We start from the raw sequence: 14,740 nt of genomic DNA on the forward strand, positions 1-14,740 counted from the left end.
ACACTACAAGGGGCTTGAACCATGAAGTACTCGACCATCTCCGCAACTCACTCGCGGCCGACCACCCGCCGCACCATTCTGGCACTGCTCGCCGGCGCCATCGGGCTGGCCGCCGCTCCCGCCTTCGCACAGGGCACGGACAATTTCCCCACGCGCGCAGTCACCATCGTCGTGCCCTTCCCAGCAGGCGGCGCCACCGACATCACCGCGCGCCTGGTGGCAGAGGGACTCTCCAAGAAGTGGGGACAACCGGTCGTGGTGGAAAACAAGCCCGGCGCGGGCGGCAACGTCGGTTCGGAGTACGTGGCGCGCGCCGCGCCCGACGGCTACACCCTGGTGCTGGGCGTAACGGGCTCGCATGGCATCAACACCTCGCTCTACAAGAACATGCGCTATGACCCGGTCAAGGATTTCGAGGCCATCACGCAAGCCACGCTGTATCCCAACGCCATCGTCGTCAACAACGACGTACCGGCCAACAATCTGCAGGAACTCATCGCCCTGCTGAAGAAGCCCGACGCGCACTACTCCTACGGTTCGGACGGCAACGGCACGGCGTCGCACCTGGGCATGGAACTGATCAAGAACCAGGGCAAGTTCGAGATCTCGCACATTCCTTACCGCGGCAGCTCGCCAATGGTGACCGACCTGCTGGGCGGCCAGATCCAGGTGGGCATTACCGGCCTGCCCGCCGTGCAGGCTTATGCCAAGAGCGGAAAACTGAAGATCGTGGCCCTGACCACGGGCGAACGCTTCGCCAGCGCGCCCGACTATCCCACGGTGGCCGAACAAGGCTTCGCGGGCTATGCCGCGCCGCCCTGGTCGGGTTTCTTCGCGCCCAAGGGAACGCCCAAGCCGCTGGTGGAGAAGATCTCGGCGGACATGCGCGAAGTCATGGCCGATCCGAAGACCAAGGAGAAGATCGTCGCCTCCGGCAGCGAGTTCACGCCGTCCACGCCTGCACAGTTCCAGGCTTTCGTGCAGCAGGAAATCGCGAAGTGGGCCGAGGCCGTCAAGATCTCCGGCGCGCGCATCGACTGACACGCGCAGCCGGAGCGCCAGCCCCGCAGGCGCGGGGCTGGCGCGATCGGCGTCAGTTGTATCGGAACGTGGCGGTCAGCATCGCCGAACGGCCCGGTGCGACGTAGCTGAACAGACCCACGTGCGAGGCCTCGTAGATGGTCTCGTCGGTCAGGTTGTTCAGGTTCAGCTGCAGGCCGAAGTTCTTGTTGAACTGATAGACCGCCATCGCGTCATAGCGCCAGTAGGAAGGCAGCTGGTAGACGTTGGCGTCGTCGACGTAGCGCTTGCCGGTGAAGGTTGCGCCGGCGCCCACCGTCAGCTCGGGCAGGAACTTGTAGGTCGTCCACAGGCTGGCGCTCTGGCGGGCGATGAACTTCATCTGATTGCCGCTGAAGTCGCTGCCGCCGCTCTGGTAGCTGGTGACCTTCGGATCCATGTAGCTATAGCCGCCCCAGACCTGCCACTTGGGCGTGATGGAACCCGCCACGCCCAGTTCGATGCCGCGCACGCGGTTGCTGCCGGACAGCGTCACGTCGCCGGTGATGGGATCGGAGCTGCGCGCATCGGTCTTGCGGGTTTCGAACACTGCCGCGGTCAGCGACAGGCGCTCGTCGAACACATCCCACTTGGTGCCCAGTTCGATGCTGCGGCTCTTCTCGGGCGCCAGCGCCGCGGTGCCTGCGGTCAAGCGGCCGCCTGCCGCGCCGTCCGCGCCGCCAGACTGGCCCGCCGTTTCGCCGGACGGATTGGACGAGGTGCCGTAGGACACGTAGATGCTGCCGTTGGGCGCCGGCTTGTAGACCAGGCCCAGCTGGTAGTTCCACATATTGTCGGTGCGCTCGACGTTGCCGCTGGTCACGCGGTAGTTGTCATAGCGCAGGCCGGCGTTGGCTTCCCACTGCTCGCTGAACTTGACCGTGTCGAACACGTAGGCCGCGCGCGTGATGGTCTTGGCGGCGTCGTAGCGCGGCCCCCAGCTCAGGCTGCCGGTATACGGCTGGCGAGGATTCGGGTTGTACAGATCGTCCACCAGGGTCTTGTCGAAGCCGCCCGCCGGCACGCCGTCGCGCTTGCTGATGGTTTCCGTGCTGAACTCCAGGCCGGCCACATAGCTGTGGCGCAGCCCGCCGGCGGTGAACTCGCCGAACATGTCGGTCTGGTTGATGAAGGAGCGGTTGGTCTGGTTCAGGCTGCGCAGAGCCTTGCTCATCTGCACGCCATCCGCTTCGTTCGAGCAGGGCGCCACGCCATAGGCCGGGTTGGGCCTGCCGCCCACGCGCGCCGCGCAGTTGTCGAAGGACGGGCGCGTCATCACGTATTCGTTGGTGGATTCGCTATAGCGCGTGCCGTTGCGCAGCTTCAGCTTGTCGCTGAACTTGTGCTCGACCATCAGGGTGGTCATGTCGGCCTGGTTCTTGCGGTAGTCGCGGCCGATCAAGCCGTAATAGTTGTCGCGGTCCACCTTGGGCGGAGTGACGCGGTCGGGGCGCGATTCGTTCTTGAACGGAATGCCCAGATCGGGCGTGTCGTCGTTCTGCAAGTGGTAGTAGCTGAGCGTGACTTGCGTCGGCGTGCCCAGGCCCCACGAGAACGAGGGCGCCACGCCCCAACGGTCGGTTTCGACGTGGTTGCGGCCCGGAATGTCACCGCCCTGCTTCATGAAATTCAGGCGGAACGCCGAGCTTTCGCCCAGGGCCCAATTGCCGTCACCCGTCAGGCGCCAGTTGTCGTCGGTGCCGACGCCGACCGTGCCTTCCGCGAAGTTCTCCAGCTTGGGGCTCTTGCTGACCAGGTTGATGCTGCCGCCGGTCGACCCGCGGCCGGAATACGCGGAGCTCGGCCCCTTCAGGATCTCGACCGACTCCAGATTGAAGGTCTCGTGCGAGAAACGTCCCAGGTCGCGCATGCCGTCGACCATCATGTCGGTGCTGGCTTCATAGCCACGCACGAAGGGCCGGTCGCCGGTGGGCGTGCCGCCTTCGCCGGCGCCAAAGGTAATGCCCGGCGCGGTGCGCAGCACGTCCATCAGCGAGGTGGCGGCCCGGTCGCGCATCAGCTGTTCGGTGATCACCGTGACCGACCTCGGCGTATCCAGCAAGGGCGCCGTCATCTTGGGAGAGGAGGCGATGTTGGCCTCGTAGCCGTCACTGACCGCCTGCCCTTGCACGTGGACGGGCGACAACTGATGCACTGCGCCTGGCGCCTGGCTGCCCTGGGCCAGGACCAGGCCCGGCGACATCAGCGCGCCGCACATTGCTGCATAAATGGAGGCCGAAGGGTTGCCACCGGCCTTGGCATGGGCCGTCGATCTATCTGCTTTGCTCATTGGACTCTTTCAGGAACCGCCCCGCGGCGGGTGCGCCATGCGCGCTCTTGGTTTTATAAGATCGCCAATGATATTCATTCCTATTTTTACATTCAACAAACAGTCAGCTTTTATTCAGAAAAATGTCAATTTCATGGAATTTAGTGGCCAAGGCAGCCGCAAAAGCGGCGTAATAACAACATTCCAGCACGAAAACTGCTTTCAGCACGCAGCCATCGCCGCGCATCCGCTGGCTTCAGACGGCAAAAAGCCCCTTTCCCGATGGGCAACCATCGGAACAAGGGGCTGGACAGTCGGACGCAGCGTCCGGCTACAGCGAGTAGCGGTATTCGCAGTTCAGCGTGGCCTTCAGCGGGGTATCCGTCTGCGCCCCCGACATCGTGCGCGGCCGCGCGGAGGTCAGCTTGGCCTGAAACTTGCCGGTGACGTCGCCGTTCTCGCGCTTCTTTACCGCGACGCTGGACGGCAGGGCGTACAGCGTCAACGGCAGGTCCCGGGTCGCCACCACCAGGGTGAACACCGACTGCGGGAAGTCTTCCGCCACGTAGCTATCATTCTTGCTCGAATTGAACGACAAGCCGCCGTCGGCATAACGCAACTTCAAGTCCAGCTCCTCCGAAGACGGCGAAGGAATCGAGCCTTCCAGCGCGACCTTGCCGCTATCCGAGACACAGCGCAGCTCCGCCGGCGCCGATCCCGCATAGGCCGCGCCCACCAGCAACCAGCCAGACAACAACCAGATTCCGCGCACTGCCATGAAACTCTCCTTGGTGGCGGCTCGGTCCAGAGCCGAGGCGCAATATTAGACCGCGCGGCCGGGCGCTGGTGCGACATGGGCTAGCATGGAGGGGCTGTCCATCGGAAGGAGCTTGCCATGCCATCAATGAGACAACTCGGCCGCGCGGCCGTGCTTGCCGCGCTGCTGCCCTGCGCGGCCTACGCTGAAACCGTCGTGCTGCAGGTGGCGCGGGCCACCGCCGGGGCCGATCCGCAAACCTCCGCCAGGACGGTGGACGTCGAACTCAAGCCCGAAAGCCGCCAGGCCCTGGCCGACTTCACGCGAGACCGCGTGGGCAAGCGCATCCAGCTGCGCTCAGGCGGCGTGCTGCTGTCCTCGGCCACGCTGCAGAGTCCGCTGGAAGGCGACAGCTTCCGCATCACCGCGGGCGAACACGGCTTCGCCGGCAAGTCCGCCGAAGAGATCGCCCAGAGCATCATGAAAAGCGGCGGACTGACGGTGGACGACGAAAACACCGCCAAGTAGCCCCGCCCTCAGGTCTGGGGCGCACGCGGCCCCAGCGTGGCCGTCAGCATGGTCTGGCCCGGCCGCGAGGCCACCTCCAGCGTGCCTCCCACCCTGGCGATGCGGGTATGCATACTGCGCATGCCCACGCTGATGCCCGCCCGCAGCACTGCGGCCACATCGAAACCGACGCCGTCGTCCTCGATGCGCAGCTCCAGTCGGTCAGGCTCGGGCTGGCGCAATTCCACCTCTACGCGCCGGGCGCGGCTGTGCTTGAGCACGTTCACCAGCGATTCTTCCACCAGCCGCGTCAGCGCCATGCACTGCAAGGCGCTGGGCGGCGCGCGCCACTGTTCGGGAACCCGCCAGTTGGCGCTGATGTCCAGTTCGTCGAACAGCTGCATGAAGCGGTGACGCAATGGCGCTATCCATTCCCGCGGCGTGGCCGGCACCGTAACACCCGCGCTGGAGCCGCTGTCTATAGTCTGTCGCAGATCGTCGCGCAGCAGCTTGAGCATGGATAGAAACTGCTGGCTGTGCAACGGCGCGCTGGCCTGCTCCACCATGGCCATCATGCGCACCAGCGACCCGCCCAGCCCGTCATGCAGATCATGCGCGATCTGCAGCCGGTCCTGCAGCCTGGCATTGGTCAGCGCCAGCGCGTGCTCGCGCTCCAGCGTGGTGGCGAGTTCGGTGCGCGCCTGCTCGATGCCGTCGGCGAGTTCCTGGTTGAAGCGCTCGATGCGGCGCACATTGCGCGCATGGCGCAGCCCCAGCACTGCGGACATGCACAGCGTGACCACCACGCTGGTGAACGGCGTATAGATATTCTCGCCGTCGATAAGCTTCAGCACCCGCAACAGATCGTGGGCGCAGGCGGCAACGAAGACCAGCAGGCACACCGCCAGCATCGCGTGCTCTGGCCGGCGGGTGCGCAGCGCATGCAACGGGAATTGCAGGCAATTGGCAAAGAAAATCGCGGACACGATCAGCACCACGCCCAGTTGCACCTCGGCCAGATGGATCTGCGGCACGAAGGCCAGCGTCGCCAGCAGCGCGGCCGCAAGCAGCCACAGCGCCTTTTCGATGCGCGGCAGCGACTGCCCGCCGAAGCGCCACGTAAAGACGCAAAAGCAGGCCACGTATAGCACCAGCACCATGATGTTGGCCCGGGCCGCCGTCAGGCTGTCCGGGAACGGCCAGGGACTGGTCACCAGCACGTTGGCGATGAACAGCACCCAGAACAAGGCCATCAGCGCATACCAACCAAAGGCGCGCTGCTCGCGGCGCATGAGCCAGATGCAGAAGCACAGCCCTCCCAGCACCGCCGAGACGATCAGGTTGAGCGTGAACAGCGTGCGGTGACGCCACCACAGGTCTTCGTAGCGCTGCAACACGGGGGCTTTCCCGCCGAGATAGACCGGCCCCAGGCCGGGCGATTGCCCTGCCACGCCAACTACCCGGATCCACAAGGTGTTCTCGCCGGGATGCAGCAGGGCGTCGGGAATCAGCCAGTAGCGCGGCATGTTCCAGCTGCGCGACAGCGGCTCGGTCAGCTGCGGATCGCTCCAGATCCGTTCGTCGTTGATATAGACCTCGCCCGCCATGACGACCGACTCCAGCGCCAGCGCGACCTGCCCGTCCGCAGCGCCTGCGCAATCGCGCCGCCAGCCTATTCGATACCAGGCCGTGCCGCTGTATCCCGGCCAGCGGGCGCTCCAGTCATCGGGCAGCGCGACCGTCTGCCACTGCACCGAATCGGGCCTGCGGCCGTCGTTGCCGCCCTGGGCGACCTGTATCGACAGCACCTGCGCCGTGCAGGCGCCAGCGGGCTCCTGGGCCCATGCCGGCGCCAGCCACAGCGCCAGCCACAGGACGGCAAGCCACTTCAATCGAGCAAGCCGCGCGTGCGCGCCGCGTGTATGGCCCGCGTCCGCGAAGAAACGGCGAGCTTGCGGTAGATGTGCTTGACGTGGCATTCGACGGTATAGCGCGACAGGTGCAGTTCCTCGGCGATCTCACGGTTGCCCAGCCCCTCGGAGACCAGGCGCAAGATCTGGCTTTCGCGCGGGCTCAGGGTTTCGCCCGAATCAGCGGACTCGGCCGGGTCGCCCGCTGCCGCATCGGACGGCCCTGTCCGCCTGGGGCGCAGCTCTTCGATGATGCGACGGGCCACGAAGGGATCGATCGGCGCCCCGCCGCGCAGCACGCTGCGGATCGACAGGGACACCTCCAGGTCGTCACGCTCCTTGAGCACATAGCCCGTGGCGCCCGCGCGCAACGCGGCAAGGATTGCGTCCTCCGTGCTCCATGCCGAAATCACCAGGATCGCCAGGCTGGGATCTTCCGCGTGCATCTCGGCGATCAGGTCCGTGCCGTTGCCGTCAGGCAGACCCAGATCGACCAGCGCCAGCGCGAACGGCTGGCTGGCAAGGCGCTCGCGCGCCTGCGCCAGCGTGGCGGCGAACACCAGCGCCTCCGGCGCATAGCCCAGCTGCAGCAACAGGCCTTCCAGCCGGCGGCAGATCAGGGGTTCGTCCTCCACCAGCAGCACCGGGGCAGGCAGGGTCGACTCGGAAGCAAGCATGTGAGCGGTCATCGGATGAGAGCGGGCGGAATTGCCCAGCCTGAACTATGTCTCAGCCGGGTGAAACCGCATATCCCTGGAAATGGGTATTTTCACAGGAATTCGGCCCTGGCGCGGCTAGCGCTTGCGGCTTTCGAGAAACTCGGAAAGCAAGATCGGCGGGGACAGCACATAGCCCTGCCCGTGGCTGCACCCCATGGACTGGAGCAGGGCGATATCCGGCGCGCTTTCAATGCCTTCGGCGACCACGCGCAAACCGAGCCGCTCCCCCAGCAGCACCGACAGGCGGGTGATTTCGCGCGCCTTCCTGTCGCGGCGGATGCGGCGCACGAAACGGCCGTCGATCTTCAGTTCGGCGATGGGCAGCGCGTTCAAGAGCTGCAAGGAGGCGTAGCCGGTTCCGAAATCGTCCATGCTGACCTGGCAGCCCGCCTTCGCGAATTTCTTCAGCGACCTGCGCAACGGTTCGAGGCGGGTGACAGGCTGGTCCTCGGTCAATTCGATGCGAAACCGCGTCAACGGTATGTTCGCGGCGCCCGCGTGGTGCACCAAGGCATCGATCGCGCCCTGGCTGGACAAGGTCGAGGCCGATGCGTTGATCGCCAGGGGCACGTCGATTCCCTGCGCGCGCAGGGCGGCCGAAGCGGCGACCGCCAGGCGGCAGATCTGTTCAAAAAAAGGCAGATCCACGCCAAGGCGATGAACGGCGGGAACGAATTCGGCCGGTCCAATCTCGCCCCTGACCGCGTGAGTCCACCGGGCCAGGCATTCCGCGGCGACCATTTCGCCATTCAGCAGATTGAACTGCGGCTGCAGCACGACGCTCAAGCCGTCGCCGCGCCGTGCCATCAACATGACTTCTTCGTCGCCAAGCTGCTGGCTTTGCGCTATGGCGCGTTTCATACTTCATTCCTGGTGGGCTTGGGGCGAAATTACATCCGCCACTCTACGACGCTTTGGGAACGAAAAATGTAGGATGATTCAGAATGTGCGCCTCACGCGCTCCAGGATTGCGCTCAAGTTTTGGACCACCGGCACATAGTCTTCCAATAGTTTCGCACGCGCCTGGCCGCCATCCTCGGCAAGCAATCCCTCGACGCGCAGGCAGAGCTCGACCAAGGCGCCACAGCCCAGCAACTGCGCGGTGTTCAGGATTCGATGCGCATATCGCTTGACCTCCGCCCACCGCTCCTGCTTGATCGCCAGCAGCAGGTCATCGACGTCCTCCCTATGGTTCTGATCCAGGCTTCGAGCAAGCTCCGCGGCGATATCCGGGTCGTTGCCGACCTTGGCAAGCAGTTCGCGGCGCAACACCTCCACGACCTGCGCCTGTCGGACTTCCTGCAGGGGATGAATGGCCGGAGCCGATGGATTATTCACGCGGGCATACGCCGTTTTGAGTTTTTTACATCGAAATTTTCGACTTTCTTGCAAAATCGACCAATTCAACCAAAGAGCCAATCTGCAATTTGTTCATTATCCTGGTCTTGTGCGTGCTCACCGTTTTATTGCTGATGAACAGCGCGTCGCCGATTTCCTTGTTGCTCAAACCCTGAGCCAGCATCTGGGTGACGACCATTTCCTTGTTGGAGAGCAGGTCGAGTTTCTTCTGATGGAAATCCACCACGTCCGCGTTGCTGGCCGCCTTGGCCGAGTTCGGAAACACGCTATAGCCCGCCAGCACGGACTCGATGCAGCGCACCAGTTCCTTGATTTCCAGACGCTTGCTGGCGTAGCCGCAGGCGCCAAGTTCCGCCACGCGCGACGCGAATACGGAAGGATCATGCGCTGACACGACTAGTATCCGCAAGTCCGGATTAACGGCAAGGATTCTGGAAATGGCTTCCAGGCCGCCCATTTTTGGCATGTCCAGATCAAGCACGATCAAGTCCGGGCGTTCGCTCCTGGCCAGCGCCAGCGTGTCGACCCCATTGTCCGCCTCAATTATCCGGTTAGCGCTGGGCAACAGCGCAATCTGCGTCCTCAGGACCAGACGAAATGCGGGATGATCATCAACAATCAGGACAGTCGACATCTCGTCCTCCTTCAGTGAATCGTAGTCCCGCAAGCCGGCGGTCGCCTGCCATGCGCGAGGATGAAGGATTGCAGCGTCTGCAGATCCACAGGCTTGATCAGCACGGCGTTCATGCTGGTCCGCGCGCCGGAAGCCAAATCGAGTTCAAGTTCGCTCGCGGTATAGCCCAGCACCGGCGTTGCCGCATTCAGGCCGCCGCCCGCCCTCAGGGCGGCCGTGAACGCGGCGCCGTCCATGACGGGCATGACGCAGTCGCAGATGATCAGATCGAACTCCAGCCGCTCCGCCAACGCCAGGCCGGCCGCGCCGTTCTGCGCGAATTGCGCGGAATGCTTCAACATCCGCAGCTGATGCTTGAGCAGCAGCCGGTTGGCTTCATGGTCGTCGATGACGAGTATGCGCAAGCCGCCGGCGTCGGCCGCCGCGAGCGCAGGGGCCGACGCCACGGCGGCGTGTTCGGAAGGCGGCAGCGCCAACGGCAAGCGCACCGATATCCTTGTGCCCTGTCCGGCCACGCTGGACACTTCCATGGATCCGCCCATCAAGCGCGCCAGCTCGCTGCATATTGACAGCCCCAACCCGATGCCTGCGCCCTGCTCCCTGAGCGCAGGCTCAAAGTGCGGCGCAGCCAGCCTGGCCTGAACATCCGCGGCGATCCCGGGACCGGTGTCCGCCACGCATAGCGTGATCCACTGGATCTCCTCCGTCGCCCGCCCGGCTTGCAGCGCAACATCGATGCGGCCATGGTCCGTAAAACGGACCGCATTGGACAACAGCTTATCCAGCAATTGCTTGAGCCGGATCGGATCCGAAAAATGGCGCTCCGCGAGCTCAGCCTCGACGTCCAGCGATAGCAGCAAGCCCTTCGCTTCCGCGGCGGCCCGGAACGGCGCCAGCGTGTCGGCCGCCAGCGCGCGCAGATCGACATTCTTGCGCCGCAGCTGGAAATGGCCAGTCTCCAGCTTGGAGATATCGATCAAGCCGCTGATCAGGGACAACAGCGATTGGGCGGACTGGCGCGACACCGCAAGCTTCTCGCGCGTGTCGCCGGACAGGCCGCCACGCTGCAGGATCAGCTCGAGCATGCCGATGATCGCATTCAATGGGGTGCGGATTTCATGGCTGATGAACGCAAGATAGGTCGACTTCATCAAATTGGCCCTTTCCATGCCCAACCGGGTTTCGGACACGTCCCGCAGCAAGTCGGGAAATCCGCGAAAACGCGCGTTGCCCCCTATCAAGCCGATAACGGCGCCGTCCGCCCCGCGCAAGGGCGCGGCCCATGCCGCCACCCCGGATGCGGGATCATGCTTGAAAGCATGCTCGCGCACCAGCGTTTCGCCGCTGGCCAGCACCTGGCGATAGTCGCGGATGATCTCTTCCAGATTGGCAGGCTGTCCGCTTTCAGGGGCCGGCGCGGACAGGGACTCCAGCGTGGCATGCAGCGGAAGGCCCCAGCCCTCGCTGCGGCACGTGTCGGCGTATGCCTTGAGCGAGTCGTTGCGCGTCATCAGGTTGAGATCGAGATCCCGGACGAAAAGCGCGACGGGCAGCGTATCCGCCAAGCGCGCCAGCCCGGCCAGCTCACCGCGCACAGACCTGGCGCCGCGAATGCGCAGCGCGACCCAGACCAATGCGGCAATCAGCGCCGCCGCCAGGACCATATTCAGGAACACGGAAAGCGTGAGCATGGCGCTTGCCTCGCGAGGAGCCACTATGCCGCTCCATCCCGCGCCAGCCCGCCTCGGGCGCACGCCGCCGGCAAGCAGGAGGCCAGCGCCTGTTCCAGTTCACGCAGACCCGCAGGTTTCACCAATACCTCATGCATGCCGGCCCGCAGGCCCGCCTCGCGATCCTCGGCGCGCGCGCCGGCCGTGTAGCCGAGCACGGGAACAGCGGCGCTTTCGCCTGAGCCCGCACGCAGCATCTGGATGAACCCGGCGCCGTCCATGTCCTGCAACACGTCATCGCAAACAACCAGGTCCAGCCGGCTGTCACGCGCCAGCGCCACGCCTTGGGCGCCGTGGTCGGCCACCAGCACCTCATGGCCGAGGAATTCCAATTGGCTTTTCAGCAGCAAGCGGTTGCCGGCCTCGCTTTCGACAACCAGCGTCCGCAGCCCGGCGGCCGGCCGTGGCGCCAAGCCGGGCGCGGTGTCTTGCGCCACATCGCTTGATGGGCTGGGTCCCAGCGCCAACGGCACACGCACATGGACATGGGTGCCCTCGCCGACAGCGCTGGAAATACGGATGGTGCCGCCTATGCGGTGCACCATCTGCTGGCAGTAGTGCAAGCCCAGGCCAGCGCCATCGGGAGAGGCGCTCAGTCCCGCTTCATAGCGGGACTCCGACAGCTTCTGCTGTATGTACGGCTCGATGCCGCTGCCGGTATCGATGACGGACAGCGTGACCCATTGCAGGCCGTCTTCCAGCGGCGCGCCGTCCAGGTGTATCCGGACCCCGCCGCGCGCCGTGTAGCGTATGGCGTTGGACAGGAAGTTGTTGAGCAGCTGACTCACCCCTTTCGCATCTGTCAAATGACAGGCGGCGACCTCGGGAGCCACCTCCAGCGTCAGGCTTATGCCTTTCTCATAGGCACTGGGCGCGAACAGCGCCACCACGTCCGCCGCGACCCTGCGCAACGAAATGGGGGCGCTCGTGCACGGGAGATCTCCCGTCTCCATTCCACGGATATCGACAATGGAAGGCAGCAACTGGAGCAGCGACTGGGCGGAAGACCGCACAGTCGCCAGCATCTCTTTCGATTGCCGGGGAGTCGCGGCATCGCACAAAGCCATCTCCAGCAGCCCCGCCATGGCGTTCAAGGGATTGCGCACATCGCGGCTGACCGCCGCGAGGAATCGGGTCTTGGTGTCATTGACGCGCTCTGCCCTACCGCGCGCGGCGGCCGAGTCGTCCAGCGACTGGCTATGGCCGAGGAAATACATCCCCTTGGATATCATGCCTATGACTTCGCCGTGCACACCGAACAGCGGCGTCACCCGCCCCCCGTATGGCGCCTTGATGCCGACCGTTTCCACCTCATTGTAAAAGTCATAGGAGCGCGCTGCGCCAGTAGCCATCGCAGTCTGGTACTCGCGCACCAAGGCCGCCACGCTAGCCGGCATCGGAAGCTGATCCTTCTCATCGCGGGAAAGGAATTCCAGATCGATGAATTCCGGCCTCACCCATCCGTTCCGGACCGTGATATCGACAAAGCGCTGCATGCCCGCGCTGGACGCGACCATGCGCAGCGACTTGTCCCGCACGGTGATATCCACGGGCGCGGCGGCAATCAGGCGGCCGACCTGCTTCAGGCGCCGCAGCGGATCCCGGTCTTTTCTTGCGGCGCGCCGCAATACTCCCCCGGCCGACAAAAGGACGAGAAATAACACGCCGCTCAACACCCAGGACCAGCTTGTGGCCGCGGCATGCGGCTGCAAGCGCTCGGCAACGATAGGCGCGCCATACGCGCATAGAGCGATGAGAATCGCGGCCGTCCCAACCGCTATCCGGGTGCGGACGACGCCGCTGCGCTGCATAGCGTTCGCAAGAACTTCCGGCTTCATTCTGGGGAGGGTCGGTGGTCGTGCCTGTGGCTGGATTTGGTACGCGCTGCGCAGCCGCGATTTTATCGCAGAAGGCTTGCCACAAACCCATTGCACGCGTCCGCGGCCCAACAAAATCCACGAAACGTTGCTTTCAAATCACGGCCCAAAACGGCCCAAAAAATACCAATTAAATCGCCTCATTCGGACAATATTGGCAATTATTGGCAAGAATCGCCGATCATCTTTTTCATATGAAATTTCATACAACAAGAAGGGAGGATTCCTACATTTCACAAATTCTGATTCTTTTAACTTTCGGTTGCCGACGAAATGCAGGACGCGGGATCCGGAGGAGCAGACGAATTGAATATCTGGCTGCGCCTTTTCATCAATATCCGAATTGAATGTTGATAACAGCCGGATTGCACGGAAGTTAATTCCTGAAAACCCATAGACAGCATTTCGAAAATCGGCCGCCATCTGTTTTCAATAATTTCCAGGCGGCGTTTTTGATTATTAATCGACTCAGGATATTTACTTCCATGAACAAGAACACGATTGCCAAGTTTGCCCTGCTTGCCACCGCGGCAGCTGTTTCCCAAGCCGCCCTGGCCGCAGACGGGACGGTTAATTTCGTCGGCGAAATCGTCGATGCGCCGTGCGACGTTTCTCCCCAAGCAACCAACCTGGTCGTTCCGCTTGGAAAAGTGTCGCGGACCACCCTGGACGGCGCCGTGGGCAAGTACTCGACGCCCGCGCAATTCGAACTCCAGCTGGCCAACTGCAGCGCCACGGCCAAGGGCGCAAGCGTGACCTTCACCGGCACCGCAGACACCATCAACACGGACACGTTGGCCATCGGCATCGGTGAACTTGGCTACGCCACCGGCGTGGCCGTCGAACTGCGCGATGCCGCGCAGAAAAAAATCAAGCTGGGAGCGGAGTCCCCCGACTACACGCTGCGCGCCGGCACCAACAATCTGAAGTTCGGCGCCGTCTATGTATCGACCGCCAACACGGTCACCGTCGGCCCCGCCAACGCCACCGCGCAGTTCACGGTCAACTACAAGTAACGCCGCTACGCCGGACCGCTAGTCCCTCACGGCGAGGGGCTGGCCGCAAGCCTCCTCGCAACAGGCGGTTCCACGAGAACCCGATGGCTTGCGAGCACAACATCGAGATCCCCATGCTGAAAGACATCGCGCAACGGTTCGTGCACAAGGCGCGACCCTTCATGATTTTCGCCCTGGCGGCCACGCTGGCCCACGCCAATGCGGCAGCCGGCGTGCTGGTCGGCGGCACCCGCGTCATTTTCAACGAGAAGGACCGCGAGGCCTCCATTCCCGTCAAGAACACTGGCGTGTCCCCTTACGTCGTGCAGGCCTGGATCGATGCCGGCGAAGGCAATGCCAAGGCGCCGTTCGTGGCCAGCCCGCCGCTGTCGCGGTTGGATCCGGGCCAGGAAAACGTGCTGCGCATACTGCGCCTGGCCGGCAATCTACCCCTCGACCGCGAATCGGTGTTCTGGCTCAACGTCAAGGAAATTCCGGAAAAGAGCCAGGACGAAAACGTGCTGCAGATCGCGGTGCGCACCCGCATCAAACTGTTCTACCGGCCGTCGGGCCTGGCAGGCCAACCTGGCGAACAGCGCCAGCAATTGCAATGGGCTGTCGTCTCCGGCGGCAGGGGCGCGGTGCTGAAGATCGCCAATCCGTCCGCCTATCACGTCACCTTCGCCACGCTGACCATCAACGGCGGCCAGCAGGAGATCAACGGCGGCATGGTGTCGCCTGGCGGCGTGCTGGAGTACCCCTTGTCCGGGTTGTCCGCGCCCAGGGACGTAGACGTCGTGTTCACGACCATCAACGACTACGGCGCCGAGACCCCCGAGGAAAAAGTCCGAGTGCCCAGCGCGCAGGTCCCGGTCCACGTCAAGGCCGAGCTCGTCGCGCCTGCCGCGCGTTAACGCCCGGAGC

13 protein-coding genes are annotated in these 14,740 nt (G+C 63.9%); 4 read left to right on the forward strand and 9 right to left on the reverse strand.

All coding sequences use genetic code 11. The features are described from left to right. The first annotated feature begins 21 nt into the window (after positions 1-21). A complete protein-coding gene (locus tag AXYL_RS29790; RefSeq protein ID WP_013396607.1) occupies positions 22-1,041 on the forward strand; it encodes a Bug family tripartite tricarboxylate transporter substrate binding protein in 1,020 nt (339 codons plus the stop codon). A 52-nt stretch (positions 1,042-1,093) separates the two neighbouring features. On the opposite strand, the gene AXYL_RS29795 is transcribed toward AXYL_RS29790, so the two are convergent. Both AXYL_RS29795 and AXYL_RS29800 read right to left on the reverse strand, forming a co-directional pair. Beyond that, a complete protein-coding gene (locus AXYL_RS29795) occupies positions 1,094-3,349 on the reverse strand; it encodes a TonB-dependent receptor (RefSeq protein ID WP_013396608.1) in 2,256 nt (751 codons plus the stop codon). Between the two features lie 310 nt (positions 3,350-3,659). Continuing rightward, positions 3,660-4,106, reverse strand: coding sequence for a hypothetical protein (locus AXYL_RS29800; RefSeq protein WP_013396609.1), 447 nt, complete (start codon positions 4,104-4,106; stop codon positions 3,660-3,662). Between the two features lie 117 nt (positions 4,107-4,223). Between AXYL_RS29800 and AXYL_RS29805 the strand changes: the two genes are divergently transcribed. Further along, complete coding sequence (locus AXYL_RS29805) at positions 4,224-4,613, forward strand: SecDF P1 head subdomain-containing protein (protein ID WP_013396610.1); 390 nt, start codon at positions 4,224-4,226, stop codon at positions 4,611-4,613. Positions 4,614-4,621: 8 nt separating this feature from the next. Here AXYL_RS29805 and AXYL_RS29810 read toward each other — a convergent pair whose 3' ends face one another. The 7 genes from AXYL_RS29810 to AXYL_RS29840 all read right to left on the reverse strand — a co-directional run bounded on the left by AXYL_RS29810 (position 4,622) and on the right by AXYL_RS29840 (position 12,782). Beyond that, the gene (locus AXYL_RS29810; RefSeq protein ID WP_013396611.1) at positions 4,622-6,484 is read right to left on the reverse strand and encodes a 7TM diverse intracellular signaling domain-containing protein; all 1,863 of its coding nucleotides are present in this window, start codon (positions 6,482-6,484) and stop codon (positions 4,622-4,624) included. Continuing rightward, on the reverse strand, positions 6,481-7,191 hold the full coding sequence (locus AXYL_RS29815) for a LuxR C-terminal-related transcriptional regulator (protein WP_013396612.1): 711 nt from the start codon (positions 7,189-7,191) through the stop codon (positions 6,481-6,483). Before AXYL_RS29815 ends, AXYL_RS29810 begins: the two co-directional genes overlap by 4 nt. A 105-nt stretch (positions 7,192-7,296) precedes the next feature. Continuing rightward, positions 7,297-8,082: an EAL domain-containing protein gene (locus AXYL_RS29820; protein ID WP_013396613.1), complete on the reverse strand. Its 786-nt coding sequence runs from the start codon at positions 8,080-8,082 to the stop codon at positions 7,297-7,299. A 78-nt stretch (positions 8,083-8,160) separates the two neighbouring features. Then, on the reverse strand, positions 8,161-8,559 hold the full coding sequence (locus tag AXYL_RS29825; RefSeq protein WP_158307674.1) for an Hpt domain-containing protein: 399 nt from the start codon (positions 8,557-8,559) through the stop codon (positions 8,161-8,163). Between the two features lie 25 nt (positions 8,560-8,584). Next, positions 8,585-9,214 (reverse strand): response regulator transcription factor, encoded by a 630-nt coding sequence (locus AXYL_RS29830; RefSeq protein WP_013396615.1) that lies wholly within the window; start codon positions 9,212-9,214, stop codon positions 8,585-8,587. Positions 9,215-9,225: 11 nt separating this feature from the next. Beyond that, complete coding sequence (locus AXYL_RS29835; RefSeq protein ID WP_013396616.1) at positions 9,226-10,905, reverse strand: hybrid sensor histidine kinase/response regulator; 1,680 nt, start codon at positions 10,903-10,905, stop codon at positions 9,226-9,228. Positions 10,906-10,928: 23 nt separating this feature from the next. Beyond that, complete coding sequence (locus AXYL_RS29840) at positions 10,929-12,782, reverse strand: ATP-binding protein (protein ID WP_080551117.1); 1,854 nt, start codon at positions 12,780-12,782, stop codon at positions 10,929-10,931. A 524-nt stretch (positions 12,783-13,306) separates the two neighbouring features. On the opposite strand from AXYL_RS29840, the gene AXYL_RS29845 reads away from it, so the two are divergent. Further along, positions 13,307-13,837: a fimbrial protein gene (locus tag AXYL_RS29845; RefSeq protein ID WP_013396618.1), complete on the forward strand. Its 531-nt coding sequence runs from the start codon at positions 13,307-13,309 to the stop codon at positions 13,835-13,837. An 83-nt stretch (positions 13,838-13,920) separates the two neighbouring features. Next, positions 13,921-14,730, forward strand: a complete 810-nt coding sequence (locus AXYL_RS29850; protein WP_013396619.1) for a molecular chaperone — start codon at positions 13,921-13,923, stop codon at positions 14,728-14,730. Positions 14,731-14,740: the final 10 nt, after the last annotated feature.

The sequence above is a fragment of the Achromobacter xylosoxidans A8 genome, from assembly GCF_000165835.1.
GTDB classification, from domain to species: Bacteria; Pseudomonadota; Gammaproteobacteria; order Burkholderiales; family Burkholderiaceae_B; genus Achromobacter; species Achromobacter xylosoxidans_B.

What these genes read in the sequence shown, in the direction of transcription:
- AXYL_RS29845 (WP_013396618.1), top strand. Translation starts at nt 13,307, where the DNA reads ATGAACAAGAACACGATTGCCAAGTTTGCCCTGCTTGCCACCGCGGCA.
- AXYL_RS29840 (WP_080551117.1), bottom strand. Translation starts at nt 12,782, where the DNA reads ATGAAGCCGGAAGTTCTTGCGAACGCTATGCAGCGCAGCGGCGTCGTC.
- AXYL_RS29805 (WP_013396610.1), top strand. Translation starts at nt 4,224, where the DNA reads ATGCCATCAATGAGACAACTCGGCCGCGCGGCCGTGCTTGCCGCGCTG.
- AXYL_RS29790 (WP_013396607.1), top strand. Translation starts at nt 22, where the DNA reads ATGAAGTACTCGACCATCTCCGCAACTCACTCGCGGCCGACCACCCGC.
- AXYL_RS29850 (WP_013396619.1), top strand. Translation starts at nt 13,921, where the DNA reads ATGGCTTGCGAGCACAACATCGAGATCCCCATGCTGAAAGACATCGCG.
- AXYL_RS29800 (WP_013396609.1), bottom strand. Translation starts at nt 4,106, where the DNA reads ATGGCAGTGCGCGGAATCTGGTTGTTGTCTGGCTGGTTGCTGGTGGGC.
- AXYL_RS29815 (WP_013396612.1), bottom strand. Translation starts at nt 7,191, where the DNA reads ATGACCGCTCACATGCTTGCTTCCGAGTCGACCCTGCCTGCCCCGGTG.
- AXYL_RS29795 (WP_013396608.1), bottom strand. Translation starts at nt 3,349, where the DNA reads ATGAGCAAAGCAGATAGATCGACGGCCCATGCCAAGGCCGGTGGCAAC.
- AXYL_RS29830 (WP_013396615.1), bottom strand. Translation starts at nt 9,214, where the DNA reads ATGTCGACTGTCCTGATTGTTGATGATCATCCCGCATTTCGTCTGGTC.
- AXYL_RS29835 (WP_013396616.1), bottom strand. Translation starts at nt 10,905, where the DNA reads ATGCTCACGCTTTCCGTGTTCCTGAATATGGTCCTGGCGGCGGCGCTG.
- AXYL_RS29820 (WP_013396613.1), bottom strand. Translation starts at nt 8,082, where the DNA reads ATGAAACGCGCCATAGCGCAAAGCCAGCAGCTTGGCGACGAAGAAGTC.